Annotated in this window: 14 protein-coding genes; 12 read left to right on the forward strand and 2 right to left on the reverse strand. The window is 73.5% G+C overall.

What is annotated here, in order from left to right; translation table 11 throughout:
• The first annotated feature begins 244 nt into the window (after positions 1-244).
• Positions 245-7,582, forward strand: a complete 7,338-nt coding sequence (locus ACFVQZ_RS06880; RefSeq protein WP_383620204.1) for a hypothetical protein — start codon at positions 245-247, stop codon at positions 7,580-7,582.
• A gap of 63 nt (positions 7,583-7,645) precedes the next feature.
• Positions 7,646-8,038, forward strand: a complete 393-nt coding sequence (locus ACFVQZ_RS06885; protein WP_383620206.1) for a hypothetical protein — start codon at positions 7,646-7,648, stop codon at positions 8,036-8,038.
• A 61-nt stretch (positions 8,039-8,099) separates the two neighbouring features.
• Here the strand turns inward: ACFVQZ_RS06885 and ACFVQZ_RS06890 are convergent, their stop codons facing one another.
• The gene (locus ACFVQZ_RS06890) at positions 8,100-8,840 is read right to left on the reverse strand and encodes a hypothetical protein (RefSeq protein ID WP_383620209.1); all 741 of its coding nucleotides are present in this window, start codon (positions 8,838-8,840) and stop codon (positions 8,100-8,102) included.
• 98 nt (positions 8,841-8,938) lie between these two features.
• Positions 8,939-9,601, reverse strand: a complete 663-nt coding sequence (locus ACFVQZ_RS06895) for a hypothetical protein (protein WP_383620211.1) — start codon at positions 9,599-9,601, stop codon at positions 8,939-8,941.
• A 209-nt stretch (positions 9,602-9,810) separates the two neighbouring features.
• Here ACFVQZ_RS06895 and ACFVQZ_RS06900 point away from each other — a divergent pair, with 209 nt between their 5' ends.
• The 10 genes from ACFVQZ_RS06900 to metK all read left to right on the forward strand — a co-directional run bounded on the left by ACFVQZ_RS06900 (position 9,811) and on the right by metK (position 18,932).
• Positions 9,811-11,244, forward strand: a complete 1,434-nt coding sequence (locus ACFVQZ_RS06900) for an MFS transporter (protein WP_030498463.1) — start codon at positions 9,811-9,813, stop codon at positions 11,242-11,244.
• 143 nt (positions 11,245-11,387) lie between these two features.
• Positions 11,388-12,563, forward strand: coding sequence for a trans-sulfuration enzyme family protein (locus ACFVQZ_RS06905; protein ID WP_383620214.1), 1,176 nt, complete (start codon positions 11,388-11,390; stop codon positions 12,561-12,563).
• A 117-nt stretch (positions 12,564-12,680) separates the two neighbouring features.
• Complete coding sequence (locus ACFVQZ_RS06910; RefSeq protein WP_030498461.1) at positions 12,681-13,223, forward strand: MaoC family dehydratase; 543 nt, start codon at positions 12,681-12,683, stop codon at positions 13,221-13,223.
• Between the two features lie 77 nt (positions 13,224-13,300).
• A complete protein-coding gene (locus tag ACFVQZ_RS06915) occupies positions 13,301-14,146 on the forward strand; it encodes an SAM-dependent methyltransferase (protein ID WP_030498460.1) in 846 nt (281 codons plus the stop codon).
• The gene (locus ACFVQZ_RS06920; RefSeq protein WP_030498459.1) at positions 14,143-15,186 is read left to right on the forward strand and encodes a class I SAM-dependent methyltransferase; all 1,044 of its coding nucleotides are present in this window, start codon (positions 14,143-14,145) and stop codon (positions 15,184-15,186) included. The genes ACFVQZ_RS06915 and ACFVQZ_RS06920 overlap by 4 nt, the downstream gene beginning before the upstream one ends.
• A 38-nt stretch (positions 15,187-15,224) precedes the next feature.
• Positions 15,225-16,118, forward strand: a complete 894-nt coding sequence (locus ACFVQZ_RS06925) for a diiron oxygenase (protein WP_383620218.1) — start codon at positions 15,225-15,227, stop codon at positions 16,116-16,118.
• A 44-nt stretch (positions 16,119-16,162) separates the two neighbouring features.
• Entirely contained in the window at positions 16,163-17,017 is an 855-nt protein-coding gene (locus tag ACFVQZ_RS06930; RefSeq protein WP_030498457.1) for a hypothetical protein, read from the forward strand.
• Between the two features lies 1 nt (position 17,018).
• Positions 17,019-17,462 carry a holo-ACP synthase gene (gene acpS / locus ACFVQZ_RS06935; RefSeq protein ID WP_051788492.1) on the forward strand — a complete coding sequence of 148 codons (444 nt, stop codon included), beginning with the start codon at positions 17,019-17,021 and terminating at the stop codon, positions 17,460-17,462.
• Between the two features lie 13 nt (positions 17,463-17,475).
• Positions 17,476-17,727 carry an acyl carrier protein gene (locus tag ACFVQZ_RS06940; RefSeq protein ID WP_030498455.1) on the forward strand — a complete coding sequence of 84 codons (252 nt, stop codon included), beginning with the start codon at positions 17,476-17,478 and terminating at the stop codon, positions 17,725-17,727.
• A complete protein-coding gene (gene metK, locus ACFVQZ_RS06945) occupies positions 17,724-18,932 on the forward strand; it encodes a methionine adenosyltransferase (RefSeq protein WP_030498454.1) in 1,209 nt (402 codons plus the stop codon). Before ACFVQZ_RS06940 ends, metK begins: the two co-directional genes overlap by 4 nt.
• Position 18,933: the final 1 nt, after the last annotated feature.

An 18,933-nucleotide genomic window follows, 5' to 3' on the forward strand; every position in this document is an offset into this window, starting at 1 on the left:
CGGGGCCGGCTTACGGGCGGTAACAAGATGATCAAGGTCCGCGGGGGTGTCCCTTTTCGATCTTCCGGCGGCCCCGTCCGGCGTGGGATCGTCGCCGCGTAAGCGGCAGCGCCGGCTCGCGGGGTGGGGTGAGGACGCCGGCGTACGTCGTGCTGCCCGCGTTCATCTGTCATGCCCATGGCCGGAACTCGGTCTCGTGGGGCGGTGCCGCCCGCACCGACCACGAGAAACGCAGAGGCATCCCATGTCATTGCTCGGAGACGCCGGCAGACGCCGGCGTCGGCTCCGCAAGGCCCTCACCCGGGCCACCGGTACGACGGCGCTGCTCACCGCGTCCGCCGTGCTCACCGGCCTCGTCCAGGCGCCCCCCGCCGTCGCCGAGACCACGCCGGAGGAGGACACCGGCTACATCCGCAACAGCATCGGCGAGGACCGGCGGCTCGACCGCTGCCTCACCGGCGTCGCCCTCCACATCGGCGGCGGACAGCTCAAGGCCAAGGCCATCGAGGGCCTCACCGGCACCGACGAGCAGCTCCGCACCGTCGTCGGCGACATCGGCTGGATCGGCTTCGGCCCGCTCGGCCAGGCCCGTGACGCCGACGAGGAGGCCGGCAGCGCGTACTCCACCGCCGTCCGCGACCGCAACACCGCCCTCGAGACCGCCAACAAGCCCTACGTCGAATCCGCCTGGGCCAGCGACGACATGGACTGGCACGTCCCCGAATTCGGCGAGGACGTGCGCCAGTTCACCCTCGTCACCCAGAAGGAACTGGCCTGGCGCCTCGGCTGGGACGGCCACAGCAACGCCGGCGCCGAAGCCGTCGCCCGCGCCCGCGCCGTCGCCGCGGAGAACCGCGGCAAGGACGACTGGCACGACTGGGCCGCCGACTCCATGCTGATGGACAGCGAGGTCAACAACACCCGGTACACCAACGGGACGACCTCCAGCGACATCGCCGCCTACCTGCGGCGCGGCGGCTTCGCCACCGAGGCCCCCGCCAAGGACTCGCCCGCCTACCGGGTCGAGGTCGAGGACCTGAAGCAGGCGTGGTCCGCCTGCGACAGCCAGAACCCCGTCGACCCGCGCCGCATGCTCAACGCGCCCGTCATGACCGCCATGGTCGAGTGGGAGCAGGAGTACGCCGGGCAGGCCCCGCAGCGCGCCGTCATCATCCAGGCCGAGGCCGACGCCGCCGCGGCGACCCGCGAGGCCGCCGACGACATGATCGAGGCCATCGGCCTCGCCTGGCGCGCCGAGCAGATCCTCACCTGGCGCAAGTACTGGCAGGACGAGCTCGCCGCCGACCCCGACACCATCTTCGACAAGCCCGACCAGGCGATGTACGACAAGGCGGCGGCCGAGCTCGCGCAGCTCCGCGCCGACGCCGCCGCCCTGGTCGTCTCGGCGAACGCGCAGGCCGCCAAGGCCGCCACCGCCGCCGGGAAAGCCGCGACCGCCCAGCAGGAGGCGTGGGCCGTCGCCGACACCGCGAAGGTGCCGCGCGGCCGTGGCCTGATGTATGCCCAGCAGTCCGTGCAGGTCGCCCGCGCGTCCTCGGCCGCCGCTGCTGCCGCCGCGAAGGCCACCGCCACCGCGAGGGCCGCCGCCGACGCGACGGTCGCCGACGCGGACGCGCTGCTGGCGAAGGCGCAGACCGAGTCGAAGGCGATCAGCACCGAGTTCCGCCGGGTCGCCGCCGAGGAGGCCGCCGCGCAGGCGAAGGCCGCCGCGGACAGCGCCGTCGCGAACGCCACGGCCGCTGCCGAGGCCGCCGACACGGCCGTCGCCGCCCGGACCACTGCCGAGCAGAAGCGGGACAAGGCGAAGACCGCCGCCGCGACCGCCGCGACCGAGCGGGCCAAGGCGCAGACGGAGAAGGCCACCGCCGTCGCCGAGCGCGCCAAGGCCGCCGCCGAGCGCGCGAAGGCCGTCGAGGCCGAGGGCCGGGCCGGTACGCAGAAGACCGCCGCCCAGTCCGCGGACACCGCCGCCGGCACCGCGAGCGCCGACGCCACGGCCAAGCGGAAGACCGCCGACGAGAAGGCGAAGGCCGCCCGGGCCGCCCGCGAGAAGGCGGTCGCCGCCCTCCAGGGCAAGCTCGCCGCCGCCGCCCGCGCCGCCGCCCTGGAGGCCGCCGCCGCGGCGGCCGCCGGCACCGCGACGGCCGCGGAGACGCGCGCCGCCGCCGACGCCGCCCGTACCGCCGCCACCCAGGCGGCGCAGGCGGCGACGGCCGCGCAGACCGCCGCCGACCAGGCCACCGCCGCCGCGGTGTCCGCACGGTCCGCCGCCACCACCGCCGAGGGCGCCGCCCGGCGCGCCGAGGCGAACGCGAGCAAGGCGTGGGAGGCGTACTACACCTCCCTCGGCGCCGCCTCCACGGCCCGCGCCGCCGCCGCGACCGCCCTCGACGCCTCCCAGGACGCCGCCTTCCGCGCCGACCTGGCCGCCACCGCCTCGCAGAACGCGACCGCGCAGGCGGAGAAGGCCCGGCAGGAGTCCGCCGCCGCGCAGACCGACGCCGCCGACGCGGTGACGTCCGCCGGCGTCGTCGTCGGCCGCGCCTACGCCGCCGGACAGGCCGCCCTGGCCGCCCGCGACGTGGCCCGCCAGGCCGTCGCCGCGGCGGGCGAGGCCGTCTCCGTCGGCACGCCGTACCAGGAGAAGGACGCCTCCGCCGCGTTCGCCGTGCTCGTCGGCCAGTCTTCCAAGACGATCGCCGAACAGCAGGCCGCCGCCGCCGAGGCCAAGGCCGCGGAGGCCGCCCAGGCCGCCGCCGACGCGCAGGCCGCCGCCGCGCAGGCCCAGGGCGACGCGAAGCTCGCGGCCGAGGCCGCCGCCCGCGCCGCCGCCGACTCGGTCCGCGCCACCGAGGCCGTCACCCGCGCCCAGGCGTCCGCCGCCCTCGCGACGGACGCCCAGGCCGGTGCCAAGACCGCCGCCGACGCCGCCTCCGGCCACGCCCAGCAGGCCGGGAACGACGCCGCCAGCGCCCGTACCACGGCCGACGAGGCGAACTCCGCCGCCCTGGAGGCCGACCGGGAGGCCACCGACGCCGAACGGCACGCCGCCGAGGCGCAGGAGAAGGCCGGCCGGGCCGGCGAGGCCGCCGCCGACGCCGCGAAGAAGGCGACCGACTCCGAACAGGCCGCCAAGGACGCCGAGTCCAAGGCGTCCGACGCCACCGGCGACTCCACCGCCGCCGAGGAGGCCGCGAAGAAGGCCGAGGAGGAGCAGCGGGCCAAGAACGAGGCCGCGCACAAGGAGGCGCTGGCCGAGGGCGTCACCCCGATCGAGGGCGGCGCCAACAACTGGCCGGTGCTCGGCGAGCGGGAGGAGAAGATCCTCCTGGACGCCTGCGGCCAGACCTGCGTCGACGACTACCGCGAGGGCCTCGGCGCCGTCTCCGTCGACATCGTCACGTGGGCGACGGAGAACGGCGGCCGGATCCTCTTCGAGCAGCTCGACGCCGCGAAGGTGAAGCAGTGCCTGGCCGGTTCGGACGTCGAGGAGTGCCTGTGGCAGCTCGTCGACGTCGCGTCGAACGCGGCGATCGTGGGCCGGATGCCCGCGCTCTCCCAGGCCATCGAGCAGGTCGCCGGCGGCGTCCGGCAGATCTTCACCGACGCCGACAACGCCCTGCGCCGCCTCCACGAGCTGACCGAGGTCATCCGCGACGCGCGGGCGACCCCGCGCCTCGACCGCTGCCTCACCGGCGTCGCCCTGCACGCCGGCGGCGCGAAGACCAAGGCCAAGGCCATGGAGGGCCTGACCGGCACGAACGAGCAGCTGCGCGCCGTCGTCGGCGACATCGGCTGGATCGGGTTCATGCCGCTGGGCGTCGCCGGCGACCAGGACAAGCAGGCCGGGTACGCGTACCTGGACACCATCGCGGCCCGCAAGGCGCTCCTGGAGGACGCCAACCGGCCGTACGCGATGAGCTCGTTCGACGACGGCATCACCCTGCACGCACCGGAGTTCGGCGCCGACGTCCTCGGCTTCACCCACTCCACGCTGGCGAAGCTCATCGACCGCATCGGCTGGGACGGACACACCAACGCCGGACCCGAAGCCCTCGCCAAGGCGCGGGCGATCACCGAGCAGAACCGCGGCAAGGACGCCTGGCACGACTTCGCCGCCGACTCCATGCTGCGGGACACCAGCGTCGCCAACACCCGCTGGGCGGGCGGCACCACCGCCGCCGACATCGCCGCGTACCTGCGGCACGGCGGCTTCCCCGCCGGCAAGGTGACGCCGGACAGCCCGCACTTCCGGGCCGAGGTCGAACACCTCAAGCAGGCGTGGGCCACCTGCAACCACGCCGAGCCGGTCGACCCGCGCAACGCCCTCTCCGAGGCCGCCTCGCAGGCGTCCGTCGAGTGGGAGGCCGAGTACGCCGGTCAGGCCGCGCCCCGCGCGGTCATCATGCAGGCCGAGGCGGACGCCGCCGCCGCGACCCGCGCCGCCACCGACAACATGGTGGAGGCCATCGGGCAGGCGTGGCTCGCCGACCAGATCCTGCGCTGGCAGAAGTACTGGCACGACGAACTGGAGCGCGACCCGGACCACATCCTCAAGCCGAAGCAGGCGCTCTTCGACCGCGCGAAGACGGACCTCGCCAAGGCCCGGGGCCGCGTCCAGGCGCTGAAGACCGCCGCCGCCGACCAGGCCGTCGCCGCCCGAGCCGCCTCGGCGCGCGCGGTCACGGCCCAGCAGCAGGCGTGGACCATCGCGGACGCGGCCGAGGTGCCGCGCGGCCGGGGTCTGATGTACGCCCAGCAGTCGGTGCAGGTCGCCCGCGCGTCGGGCGCCGCCGCCACCGCCGCCGCCAAGGCGACGGAGACGGCCCTGAACGCGGCCAACGCCACGGTCTCCACGTCGCAGGCGCTGCTGGCCCTGGCGAAGACCGAGGCGCACGCGGTCAGCACCGAGTTCCGCCGGATCGCCGCCCAGGAGGCCGCCGCCCAGGCGAAGGCCGCCGCGGACAGCGCCGACGCGTACGCCGCGTCCGCCGCGAACAACGCGGCCGTCGCGAAGAAGGCGAAGGAGGACGCCGCCGCCGCCGAGGAGCGGGCCCGCCAGGCCGCCGCCGACGCGCAGCGGACCCGCACCGTCGCCGAGCTGGAGCGCGCGAACGCGGCGGCCTACCGCGCCACCGCCGAGCGCGAGCGGGACGCCGCCGCCGGCCACGAGGCCGACGCCGTCGCCCAGGGCCGCATCGCGAGCGACGCCCGCGCCTCCGCGGAGGCGTCCGGCGTGGTCGCCTCCGACAAGCGCAAGGTCGCCGAACAGGCGGAGCGGGACGCGGTCGCCGCCCGCGACAACGCGCTGGAGGCGGAGCAGCGGAGGGATTCGCTGATCGCGAAGGCGGAGGCCCTGGAGGCGCATGCCGCCGCCGTGGTCGGTACGGACGCGGCCACGGCCGCCCGGGCCGCCGCGACCGACGCCCGGTCGGCGGCGGACACCGCCACCACCGCCGCCACCAACGCGCGCGCGTCGGCGAACGCGGCCACGGCCGCCGCCGTCAACGCCCGCGAGGCCGCCACCCAGGCGCAGGGCGCCGCGTCCCGGGCCCGGGCCGCGGCCGACGCCACCTGGGCGTCGTACCTGGTCGCCGTCGGCGCCGCCGCCACCGCGCACGCGAAGGCCGCCGAGGCCATCGACGCCGCCGAGGCCGCCGCGGCCGACGCGGCGGGCGCCAAGGCGGAGTCGGAGAAGGCGACCGCGGCGGCCAAGACCGCCAAGACCGAGGCGGCGGGTGCCGTCAGCGAGGCGAAGCAGACCGCGCACTGGGCGGCGGTGACCGCCGGCAAGGCCCAGGCGGCCGTCGCGTCCTCGCTGGCGGCCCGCGACTCCGCCGCCGCCGTGACCCGGCCGGCGAACGAGGCCATCGCGCTCGGCACGCCGTACCAGGAGCAGGACAGCTCCGCGGCGTTCGCGGTCCTGACGGGGCAGTCGTCCCTGACGATCGCCCAGCAGCAGGCGGCGATCGCGGCGGCCACGGCCGGTCTCGCGGAGTCGTTCTCCGCCGAGGCGAAGGCGCTCGCGGCGCAGGCCGCGGCGGACATGAAGCTGGCTCTGGAGGCGTCGGCCGCGGCCGCCGCCGACGCGCTGCGCGCCGCCCAGGCGTACCAGCGGGCGCAGGCGTCGGCCAACCAGGCCGCCGCCGACGCGAAGGCCGCGCAGGCGTCGGCGAACCGCGCCGACGGCTACGCGCAGTCGGCCGGGGTCGACGCGATGGCGGCGAACTGGGCGGCGAACGACGCCGAGCGGGACGCCATCGCGGCGGACGCCGCGGCGACGGAGGCGGAGAAGGACGCCGCCCACGCGCGTGAGGTCGCCACCCAGGCGGAGACCGACGCGGCGGCGGCCAGGACCGCCGCCGACAAGGCGGAGGTCGACGCGACGGCCGCCGAGAAGGCCGCCGCGGGCGCGCGGGAGGCCGCCGAGGAGGCCCAGGCGGCGGCGGACCGCACCGAGACGACCGGCAACACGGAGCAGATCGAGCAGGGCGTCACCACCGGCATCGGCGGGGTGTGGGCGGTCCTCGACCACATCGAGTACGTCGGCGACCCGCAGAACGTCGTCAAGGACAACTGCAACCCGATCATCCACATCGGGGACTGCACGATCACGGCGGACATCACGTACCGGTCGCACGTCGACCTGTTCATGTGCATGGAGCCGGCGCTGACGGGGCCCTGCCCGAAGGCGGACACGGTCTACCTGGGGCAGGAGGTGGGCGAGAAGACCACCGAGCGGCTGACCAAGGTGCTGACGATGGTCGAGTTCAACTCGGGCATCGATCCGGTCGACGTGCTCCTGGGCGACTTCATCGGCTGCGCCAAGCTGATCACCCCGGGCCTGTCGGGAGGCAGCTGGGGCGACTGCGCCTGGGCGGCCGGCTGGTTCGTCGCGGGTGCGCTGTTCAAGTCCGCGAAGGCGGCGGTGACGGCGATGGACGCGGCGGTGAAGACCGGCATCGGCTTCACCGAGGCGCTGGTGGCGCTGCGTTCGCTGGGACTGGCCGAGGGTGTCGTCACCGGCATCATCACCAAGGTCATCGCGAAGCTCCAGAAGGCGTGCGAAACGGTCGACAACGTCACGCCGAGCGGTTTCTCGGCGATGTCGTACTCGACCGTGTCGGTCGCGGCCGCAGCCACCGGAAACCCGAATTGCTGGCTGAAGCCGGGTGGCCCGGGATTCTGGGTGGCGACCACCGAGAGCAAGTCGGCGAAGGCCGCCGCCTATGAATTCCAGATCACCGGAGTTCCCAACGGAATCGGGTACCAGCTCCGGAACACGCCCAACCCCACGGGCGTGGTGGCGATCGACGGATTCACCGGCACCACGCTGATCGAGGCGAAGGGCCCGACGTACGAGTTCCTGCTGTCGATCCGCCCGACCCTCATCGAGGAGGACTGGGTGCCGCAGGCGCTGCGACAGGTGCGGGGTGCCCCGCCGGGCTATCCGCTGCACTGGTACGTCGCGGAGCAGAAGCCGTACGAGGTGGCGAAGAAGCTGTTCAGCGAGCACGACGAGCTGAGGCACATCCAGGTGATCCACGTTCCGGCCCAGTGACGGCCGGCCGGCGGCCCCGTCCTCCGGGGCGGGGCCGCCGGCCCTCGTGGTAGGAGAGGACCCATGAGTTCCGAGATCTTCGTCAGCCGGTTCGAGAACGGTGGACCGGCCCCCCTGGACCTGAGCGCCGCGCGGGAGCTCCTCGCCCCCCACGTGGTGGCGGAGGACCCCTCGCTGAACCTCGTGCAGATCAGCACGGGCGAGCGGGAGTCGGCCGACGTCTACTTCAGCGGTCCCGGCACGGTCACGTTCCACCACGCCGGCGGGGAGGGGGTCATGGACCTCCTGGCCGAGCTGCTCCGGCGGCTCGACGCGGTGGCCGTCGTCCCGGGCGGTCCGGTGATCGTCCGCCGGGAGGCGGACCGCGAGGGCCTGCCGGCGGGGATGGCGGACGTCTTCCCCGTGGTCGTCGCCCTGACGGGGGCCGCGATCGCGGAGGCGATCCGCACGGCGTGAGTCCGTACGGCGGAGGGGCCCCGGCGCACCGCGCCGGGGCCCCTCCGTGTGCGGGCCGCCGTCACAGCCGGTCGAGCTGGGCCTTCACGACGGGTTCCGGGATGGCCGCCTTGGCGGGGTCGAGCATGTTGACGCCGTAGAAGGCGGCGACGATGCCGCCGCTGCGGACGACCGTGTACGTCATGGGCATCTTCTGCTTGCCGATGTCGCCGGTGATCCGGTACGCGACGGCCTGGTCGCCCAGCTTCGGCGCGGGCAGCTTCTCGACCTTGCCGTAGGTGAGGCCGAGGGTCTTGAAGCCCTTGGGGCAGGCGCCGGCGGCGGTGCCGAGTTCGTCCATGACGCGGGTGGCGTTCTCCTCGGAGTGGGAGGCGAGCCACATGGAGCCGACGGTGGCGTTGGCGGCCTCGGTGGCCTGGAGCGACCGGTGGGCGGTGGCGACCGGGTCGATGTGGGTGAAGCCGCCGATCATGCTGGCGAGCGGCTGGCACTTCTTCTGGTCGGCCTCCATGTCGCGCCCGGCCTCCACCTCCGCCTTGGAGACCTTCTTGGCGTCGTACCCGGCGGTCCTGCCGGTGAGGATCGCCCGTTCCAGGGCGGGGGTGTCGAGCGTGCCGAGCCGCTTCGCCTCCGCGGATTCCTTCTCCTGCGCGCTTGCCGTGTCCTTGCCGGCGGCGGCCTTCGGCTTCCTGTCGCCGGAGCCCCCGGAATTCCCGGAATCGTCGGATTCGCCGCTGCACGCGGCCGCGAGGAAAAGAGCCGGTATCAGCGCGGCGACGGGGAGAACCCTGCGCAGTCTCATGTTCGTTTTTCTTTCCGGGATTTCACGCACGTGCGGATCGGATCACAGGCGAAATGATCTTACCGGCGGTAGTGAGAGCACCGGATCACGGTTCGGCCTCATTCCGCGGTGAGGTCCGCGAGTTCCTTCACCAGGTTCTGCCGCGCCTTTTCCTCCCAGGCCGCCGCGCCGTACGGGGTGCGGAAGAGGCGGGGGAGGGCGAGGAGGTGGCGGAGGACGGCGGCGCGGCCTTCGCGGAAGGCGGCGTCGGGGACGAAGGCGTACTCCTCGCGGACCGCCGCCGCGTACCCCCGGTAGGTATCCGGGTCGGTGGCGAGGATCGCGAGGTCGGCGTCGCAGAGGGTGGCGCCGTTGAGGTCGCCGGGCTCCGGGTCGTGGGTGACGGTGAGGCGGACCAGGCGGGCCACCTCGGCGACCTCGTGCTCGGTCAACCCGGCTTCGCGCAGGGCGCGTTCGGCGAGGGAGGCCGAGCGCTCCTCGTTCTCGGAGCGGTCGGGGCGGTAGACGGCGTCGTGGAACCAGGCGGCCAGCCGGACGAGTTCGAGCTCCCCGCCCTCGCCGCCCTGGTCGGTGAGCTCGTCGATCCGGTCGAGGACCGCGCGCAGGTGGGCGGTGGAGTGGTAGCGGCGCTGCGGCTCGGCCCAGCGGGCGAGGAGGTCGCGGCCGTACGGGGCGGGGTCGGGGCCCTCGCGGCCGGCGCGGGCGGCGAGCAGCGTGGCGTTCCAGCGCGCGAGCAGATCGCTGTCGTCGGGTGCGGTCATGCGCGCATTGTGCCCGGCGGGGAGGGGCGCGTCCGGCGGAGGCGTGCCCCCTTCGCTGCGACGACACCCGCTCATCCCTGCGGAAGCGCCCGCTCACCCTTCCCTCTTACATACCCCCCACGGGTATGTTACGGTGCTCCGCGAAGGTACCCCCCAGGGGTATATATCCGGCCCAGGCCACCGGTCGGCCGTGAGTGAAGGGCAGTGCGATGTCAAACGTCAACCCCCGGCGCTGGTGGGCACTTCTCGTGCTCGCCGCCGCCCAGTTCATGGTCATCATGGACACCTCGATCATCGGAGTGGCGCTCCCCGAGATGCAGAAGGACCTGGGCTTCTCGCAGAGCGAGCTCCAGTGGATCTTCAACGCCTACGTGATCGTCTTCGGCGGTCTGCTGCTCCTCGGCGGACGCCTCTCCGACCTCGTCGGAGCCCGGAAGATCTTCGTCTCCGGCTGGGCCGTCATGATCGCCGGCTCGATCGTGGCCGCCGCCGCGCAGACCGCCTGGGTCGAGATCGTCGGCCGCGCCGTCCAGGGCGTCGGCGGCGCGCTCATCGCGCCCTCCGCGATGACCCTGCTCATGATGCTCTTCATGCACGACCCGAAGGAGCTCGGCAAGGCGATGGCGCTGTACGGCGCCGCCGCCCCGGCCGGCGGCACCGCGGGCGTCTTCCTCGGCGGCGTGTTCACCGAGTGGATGAGCTGGCAGTGGGTCTTCATCATCTACGTGCCGATCGGCCTGGCCACCCTCGCCGCCACCAAGCTGCTCCCGCAGGTCGAGTCCCGCCGCGGCTCCGTGGACGTGCTCGGCGCCGTCGCCGTCACCGCCGGTCTCGCGCTCGCCGTCTTCGCCGTGGTCCGCGCCCCCGAGGTCGGCTGGGGCGCCACCGCCACCGTCCTCCAGCTGGCCGGCGCCGCCGTCCTCCTGATCCTCTTCCTCGTGATCCAGAAGTCGGTCCGCGAGCCGCTCATGCCGCTCAGCGTGTGGCGGGTCCCGCGCCTCGGCTCCGCGAACCTGGCGATGACGCTGCTCGGCGCCGCCTGGATCCCCATGTGGTACTTCCTCAACCTGTACCTCCAGCAGGTCCTCGGCTTCGGCGCCTTCGAGTCCGGTGCCGCGCTGCTCCCGATGACCGTGCTGCTGATGATCTTCATGACGGCGATCACCGCCCGCCTGATGATGAAGGTCGGTGCCAAGCCGCTCGTCGCCGGCGGTCTGCTGGTCCTCGCGGCCGGTCTGGTCTGGCTGGCGGCCGTGCCGCCGACCGGTTCCTTCCTGGTCGACGTCCTGCCGGCCTCGCTGGTCGCCGCGCTCGGCATGTCCCTCGCCTACATCCCGGCGATGATCGCCGCGATGTCCGGCGCCCCGCAGGAGCAGGCCGGCCTCGCCTCCGGCATCGTCAACACCACCTACAACGTCGGCTCCGCGCTCGGCCTCGCCGCGCTCACCGCGGTCGCGATGTCGCAGGGCGCCGACCAGCTGGGCAACCTGCCCAAGCTGACCGACGGCTTCTCGGCCGCCTTCATCGGCGCCGCCGTCATCGCCGCCGTCGGCGGTGTCATCACCCTCCTGGTGATGAAGAGCGACAAGGCCGTGGCCGCCGAGGCCGCCGCCGCGCCGCAGGGCGAGAAGGTCGCCGCCTGATCCCCGCCCCGAAGGGGCCGCCCGATGTCCCCCCGCGGACGTCGGGCGGCCCCTTTTCCGTGCCCCGCGCGCCGCCCCCCCCGTGTGCCCCGCCCCCTGCGCCCCGCTTCCCCGTACCCCACCCGCGAGAGGAACAGAACACCGTGGAACTCCGTACCCGTGCCGTGCACGTCGTCAACGAGCCCTTCGGTGACGGCAGCTGGCCGCTGTCCGTGCCGCTCGTCCAGTCCTCCGCCTTCGCCTTCGACTCGGCCGCCGAGCTGGCCGGCGCGATGGCCGGCCCCGACGGCCGGTACGTCTACAGCCGCCGCGGCAATCCGACCGTCCGCGCCCTGGAGCAGACCCTCGCCGGCCTGGAGGGCGGCGCCGGGGCCCTCGCCTTCGCGTCCGGGATGGGCGCGATCAGCGGCGTGCTGCTCGCGCTGCTCCGGCCCGGCGACCGGGTGATCGCCCAGCGCTGCCTGTACGGCGGCACGTTCTCCGTCCTGTCCGACCTCGCCGGACGGTACGGGATCGACGTCGTGTACGTCTCCGGGGACGACGTCGCCGAGTTCGAGGCGGCGGCCGTCCACCCGGCGGCCCGCGCGCTGGTCCTGGAGACCGTCGCCAACCCCACCGGGCGGGTCGCCGACCTGCCGGGGCTGCTCGCCGCCGCCCGGCGGCTCGGGGTGACGAGCGTGGTGGACAACTCGCTCGCCTCGCCCGTGCTGTGCCGGCCGCTGGAGCTGGGCGCGGACGTCGTCGTGCACTCCGCCACCAAGTACCTGGCCGGCCACTCCGACGTGCTGGCCGGCGCCGCCGTCTTCGCGGACGAGGAGCTGCGCGGCCGGGTGTGGCCGCGCACGGTCGAACTCGGCGCCTGCGCCGACCCGTTCGCTGCCTGGCTGGTGCTGCGGGGGATACCGACGCTGCCGCTGCGGATGCGGGAGCACTGCGCCAACGCGGCGGCGCTCGCCGAGCTGCTGGCCGTCCACCCCCGGGTGACGGCCGTGCACTACCCGTGGCACCCGTCCCACCCCTCGTACGCCCTCGCGCGGACGGTGCTGGCGGGTGGCGGCGGGCTGCTCTCCTTCGAGCTGGACGGGGGCCGGGAGGCGGGGCGGGCGCTGGTGGAGCGGGTGCGGCTGGGCCGGCTCGCGCTGTCGCTCGGCGGGGTGGAGACGCTGCTGGCCCACCCGGCGTCCACCTCCCACCGCGAGCTGGACGGCGAGGCGCTGGCGGCGGCCGGGATCGCGCCGGGGCTGGTGCGGATGTCGGTGGGGATCGAGGCGGTCGACGACCTGTGGGCGGACCTCGAACAGGCCCTGGCGCGGAGCTAGTTCCGGTCGTCACGGAATACCGCGCGATCCTTCTTTTGGGTTGACAAAATAAACGAGCCATTCGTAGATTGGGTGATGCCAGGAAACGTAGAACTCCTAGGTCAAGGGGGGCGTCCGATGCGCTACTTCGAGGACTTCCGGCCGGGCGACGTGCACGAACTGGGCACCGTCACCGTCACCGCGGAGGAGGTGCTGGAGTTCGGCCGGCGCTTCGACCCGCAGCCCTTCCACACCGACCCGGAGCGGGCGAAGGACTCGCCGTTCGGCGGTCTGATCGCCAGCGGCTTCCACACCCAGTCGCTCTTCATGCGGCGGTACGTGGACGGCCTGCTCGCCTACAGCGACTGCCTCGGCTCGCCCGGCATCGACGAGGTGCGCTACCTGCGCCCGGTCCGCCCCGGCGACGTCCTGACCGCGCGCGTCGAGGTCCTCGGCGCGACCCCGTCGCCGTTCAATCCCGCCACCGGCACCGTCAAGCCGCGGTGCACGCTCGTGGCCGCAGACGGGACGGCCGTGTTCAGCATGATCCTGCACAGCATCTTCCGCCGGCGCCCCGCCGACACCGAGGCCGCGCATCCGTCGTCGATGCCCGCGGCCGAGGACCCCGTCGGCTGCACGGGGGCCCGGGCCAAGGTCTGTGTCCCGGTCATGACCGCCTGACGGGGCCGTATACCCGTCCGGCCCTGAGCACGGCCGTCCGTGAACCCACCGCACTCCCGACCGAAGGGGGACCTCCCGTGGAGGCCGTATCCCGCACCGCCCAGTGGACCGCCGCCGCGCGGGCCCTGGAGACCGAGCGCGAGGACCGGCTGTTCGCCGATCCCTACGCGCGCACCGTCGCCGACGAGACCGGCTTCGAGCTGCTGAAGCGCTACGACGGCGGCGGCATCGTGCCGTTCCTCGCCATCCGCACCACCTACCTCGACCGGGCCGTCGTGCGGGCGGTCGAGGAGCGCGGCATCCGCCAGGTCGTGTTCCTCGCCGCCGGCATGGACACCCGCTTCTACCGGCTGCCCTGGCCCGACGGCGTCACCGTCTACGAGCTGGACCGCCCCGCGCTCCTCGACGCCAAGGCCCGGATGCTGGCGGATGAGCCGGAGCCGGCCGGCCGCACCCGCGTCGCCGTCCCCGTCGACCTCACCCAGGACTGGACCGGCCCGCTCAAGGAGGCCGGCTGGAAGAGCGAGGAACCCGTCCTCTGGGTCGTCGAGGGCCTGCTGTTCTTCCTGCCCGAGCAGGCCGTACGCACCCTGATCGCGACGCTCGCCGCCCACTCGGCGCCCGGCACCGTGCTGCTCGGCGACCTCATCTCCCGGTCCGCCCTCACCAACCCGCTCGCCCGCGGCTTCATGAAGGCGCTGGAGGAGGACGGCAACCCGTGGCTCTTCGGCACCGAGGAGCCCGAGGACCTGCTCGCCGCGTGCGGCTGGTCCGTCCGCGAGGTCCGGCAGCCCGGCGAACCCGGCGCCGACTTCGGCCGCTGGCCCTACCCGGTGCCCGCCCGCACGGTCCCCGGCGTCCCCCGCTCCTTCCTGTTCACCTGCGACCTGCCCACCGGCCACGACCAGAAGGGGGCCGCGTGAGCGCCCACGACTTCCACCAGCGCGTCATCAGCGACGCCGGCGCCGCCGTCCGCGGCCTGACCGTCGCCCTCGGCGAGCGCCTCGGGCTGTACAAGGCGCTCGCCGAGCACGGCCCCGTCACCGCCGCCGGCCTCGCCGCGGCGACCGGCACGAACGAGCGGTACGTCGAGGAGTGGCTGCACGCCCAGCTCTCCGCCGGGTACGTCGAGCGGCACCCGAGCTCGCTCACGTACACGCTCCCCGCCGACCACGCCCAGGTCCTCGCCGACCCGAAGGCCGTCACCTTCGCGGCCGGCTTCTTCACCGCGCTGAAGGCGCTGTACGCCACCGAGGACCTGCTGGTCGACGCGTACCGGACCGGCGACGGCGTCGGCTGGGCCGAGCACGACCCGGCCCTCGACACCGGCATGGGCTCCTTCTTCCAGCCGGCGTACGAGCACCGGCTGGTCCCCGAGTGGCTGCCCGCCCTCCACCAGGTCACCGACAAGCTGGCGGCCGGCGGCACCGTCGCCGACGTGGGCTGCGGCGTCGGCCACACCACCCTCCTCATCGCGAAGGCGTTCCCGGCGGCCACCGTCCACGGCTTCGACTACTCCGAGGAGGCCGTCGCGATCGCCCGCCAGCTCGCCGAGGAGGCCGGCCTGTCCGACCGGGTCGTCTTCGAGGTGGCGTCCGCCGACGACTACCCCGGCTCCGGCTACGACCTGGTCTGCTTCTTCAACGCCCTGCACGACATGGGCGACCCGGTCGCCGCCGCCCAGCACGTCCACAAGTCCCTGGACGCCGACGGCACCTGGATGCTCGTCGAGTCCAACGTCTCCCCGCAGGACGTCGACACCCAGACCCCCGCCGCCCGCATGTTCATGGCGCTGTCCGCCGTGATGTGCCTGCCGGTCGCCGTCGCCCAGCGCGGCCCGCACGCGCTCGGCAACCACTCCGGCGAGAAGGCGTTCCGGTCGATCGCGGAGGAGGCCGGCTTCACCCGCTGGCGGCGCGCCGCCGAGACCCCGGTGAACGCGGTCTACGAGGTCCGCCCGTAACGCGGCGAGCGCGCCGCAGACACGAAGGAGCCAGAACCATGGGCGTCGCCGCCCCCCTCCCCGTCAACGACCGCTTCCTGGAGGTCCTGAACCGCCTCAGCGAGCGCTCCGTCGAGGACTACTACAACCCGTACCAGACCTTCGAGTGGCCCGAGACCCTGGAGGAGAACCGTTTCTGGATGACGCCGGAGCTGCTCACCGTCCACGGCACCGAGCACGAGGAACGCCTCGGCGAGGAAACGCTTCAGCGCCTCTCCAAGTGGGAGTCGGTCAACTTCTACAGCCTCAACGTGCACGGCATCCGCGAACTCCTCATCGAGGTCGTCGGCCGCATCCACATGCCCGGATTCGAGGTCCCCTCCGACTTCTTCCACCACTTCATCGGCGAGGAGAACGAACACATGTGGTTCTTCTCCGAGTTCTGCCGCCGCTACGGGAACAAGATCTACGGCTCCACCGCCATGCGCGCCGACGCCGCCTGGGAGCCCGAGGTCGAGAACTTCCTCGTCTTCACCCGCATCCTCTTCTTCGAGGAGCTGGTCGACCACTACAACTCCCGGATGGCGAAGGACGACTCCCTCTGCCACACCATCCGCGAGGTCAACCGCATCCACCACCAGGACGAGTCCCGGCACATCGCCTTCGGCCGCGAGCTCGTCTCCCTGCTGTACCAGCGCATGTGCGAGGCCGTGCCCGCCGGCCGCGTCCGGGAGGTGGAGGCGTACCTCAAGCGGTACGTCGTCTACAGCGTCAACTCCCTCTACAACCCGCACGTGTACAAGGACGCCGGCATCGCCGACCCGCTGGGCATGCGCAACGCCCTGATCGCCGACCCGGCCCGCCGCGCCCACGAGCGCAAGGCGATCCGCAAGCCGCTCGCCTTCTTCCTGAGGACCGGGATCTTCTCCGACGACACCCTGCCCGTCCTGTAGAGGACCGGTCCTGCGCGCGAACCCACCCGAGAGGTGAACCGACCATGACCGCCACCATCCCCGAGACCCCCGGGGCGACCAGGGGCCTGCCGTCCCTGGGACCGGAGGGGACCCGCCTGCTGCGGCTCCTCGACGACACCTTCGAGCGCTGGGGCGTGTCCGCGGGCGCCCGCCCGGTGACGATGCCCCCGCTGCTGCCCGCCGCCGACCTGGCCCGGCTCGACTACTACGACAACTTCCCCCACCAGGCCGTCCTCGCCGCCCCCCTCGACCTGGAGAAGCGGCTCACCACCCCCTTCGACGGCGACCGCGGCCACTGGCCGGCCGCCGCCCTCGAACCCGCCGGACTCGGCCTGCCGTCCGCCTCCTGCTACGCCGTCTACCTGGACCACCGCGGCAGGCAGGTCGCCGACGACACCCTCGTCACGGTCTGCTCGTGGTGCTTCCGCAAGGAGACCCACTACGAGGGGATGCGCCGGCAGCTCGGCTTCCGGATGCGGGAGGTCGTCGCCCTCGGCACCCGCGAGCACGCCGAGGACCACCTGACCGCCTTTACCGCCCGCGTCGACGCCTTCGCCGAGGCCGTCGGGCTGAGCCTGCGCAAGGAGGCCGCCTGCGACCCCTTCTTCGACAAGGGCGGCTCCAAGGCGCTGCTCCAGCGCCTCACCCCGGTGAAGTACGAGTTCCTGTACGAGGACCTGGCGATCGCCTCCGTCAACACGCACCGGAACTTCTTCGGCGAGCGCTGTGACATCACGCTCGCCTCGACCGGAGGCCCGGCCTTCACCAGCTGCGTCGCCTTCGGCCTGGAACGCTGGCTGTCCGCGCTGACCCGCCGCCACGGCGGCTGGGAGGCGGCCACCCGGGCGGTCCTGGACGCGGCCGGGCCGGTGATCTGACGTGCCGGCCCGTCCCGTCGCCCCGCCGGCGGGCGGCCTGGGCTGGGCGAACCTCGGCATGGACATCGTGTCCGTCAACCGTGTCCGCCGGCTCCTCGCACAGTACGGGGAGCGCTTCTTCGAGCGGATGCTCACGCCCGGCGAACTCGCCGACTGCCGCACCTCCACCGGGCTCGACGTGCTGAGCCTGTGCGGACGGATCGCGGCCAAGGAAGCGGCCTTCAAGACCTTACGGGTCCGGGGCAGGTTCCTGCCCTGGCCGGACATCGTGGTGCGGCGTTCCGACGGCGGCTGGCCGCTCGTCGAACTCCACGGCGCCGCAGCCGAGATGGCCGCCGGATCCGGCATCGCCGAGATCACCGTGTCCATCAGCCACGACGTGGACTACGCGGTGGCGGTCGCCGCCCCGATCATCGCCCCCACCCCACCCGCGCAACCGAGTTGAGGAGTGAACCCCCATGGCCGACGGCCTGCAGCAGGTCAAGAACTGGATCCTGGACCGCCACCCGGAGCGCCAGGACATCGCCCCCGACCTCGACCTCATCGAGAACCGGCTGATCGACTCGCTCTCCTTCGTGGAGTTCGTCTTCCTGCTGGAGCAGGAGAGCGGCGTCTCCATCCAGATGGAGACCCTGGAGGTCGACGCCATCCGCACCCTCGCCGCCATCGAACGGCACTTCTTCCCCGCCCCGGTGGAGGTGCAGGCGTGACCGGCCGCCTCTTCACCTCGGAGTCCGTCACCGAGGGACACCCCGACAAGATCGCCGACCGGATCAGCGACACGATCCTGGACGCGCTGCTCGCCCAGGACCCGCAGGCCCGCGTCGCCGTCGAGACGCTGATCACCACCGGCCAGGTCCACATCGCCGGCGAGGTCACCACCACCGCCTACGCGCCGATCGCCCAGCTCGTCCGGGACGCCATCCTGGACATCGGCTACGACTCCTCCGCCAAGGGCTTCGACGGCGCCTCCTGCGGCGTCTCCGTCTCCATCGGCGCCCAGTCCCCGGACATCGCGCAGGGCGTCGACACCGCCTACGAGTCCCGGGTGGACGGCGAGGACGACGAGCTCGCCGCCCAGGGCGCCGGCGACCAGGGCCTGATGTTCGGCTACGCCTGCGACGACACCGCCGAGCTGATGCCGCTGCCCATCGCCCTCGCGCACCGGCTCTCCCGCCGCCTCACCGAGGTCCGCAAGGACGGCACCGTGCCGTACCTGCGGCCCGACGGGAAGACGCAGGTCACCATCGAGTACGACGGCGACCGCCCGGTCCGCCTCGACACCGTCGTCGTCTCCTCGCAGCACGCCGCCGACATCTCCGTCGAGGGCCTGCTCGCGCCCGACGTCCGCGAGCACGTCGTCGAGCACGTCCTCAAGGAGCTCGTCGAGGAGGGCGTCAGCCTGGAGTCCGACGGCTACCGGCTGCTGGTCAACCCGACCGGCCGCTTCGAGGTCGGCGGCCCGATGGGCGACGCCGGCCTCACCGGCCGGAAGATCATCATCGACACGTACGGCGGCATGGCCCGCCACGGCGGCGGCGCGTTCTCCGGCAAGGACCCGTCGAAGGTGGACCGCTCGGCGGCGTACGCCATGCGCTGGGTCGCCAAGAACGTCGTCGCCGCCGGCCTCGCCCGCCGCTGCGAGGTGCAGGTCGCGTACGCCATCGGCAAGGCCGAGCCCGTCGGCCTCTTCGTCGAGACCTTCGGCACCGGGACCGTCCCCGTCGACCGCATCCAGCGGGCCGTCACCGAGGTCTTCGACCTGCGCCCGGCCGCGATCATCCGCGACCTGGACCTCAAGCGCCCGGTGTACGCGGCGACCGCCGCGTACGGCCACTTCGGCCGCGAGCTGCCCGACTTCACCTGGGAGCGCACCGACCGCGTGGACGCGCTGAAGCAGGCGGCGGGGGTCTGAC

Origin of the sequence: Streptomyces sp. NPDC057854, from assembly GCF_042797055.1 — a bacterium.
Lineage (GTDB): Bacteria > Actinomycetota > Actinomycetes > Streptomycetales > Streptomycetaceae > Streptomyces.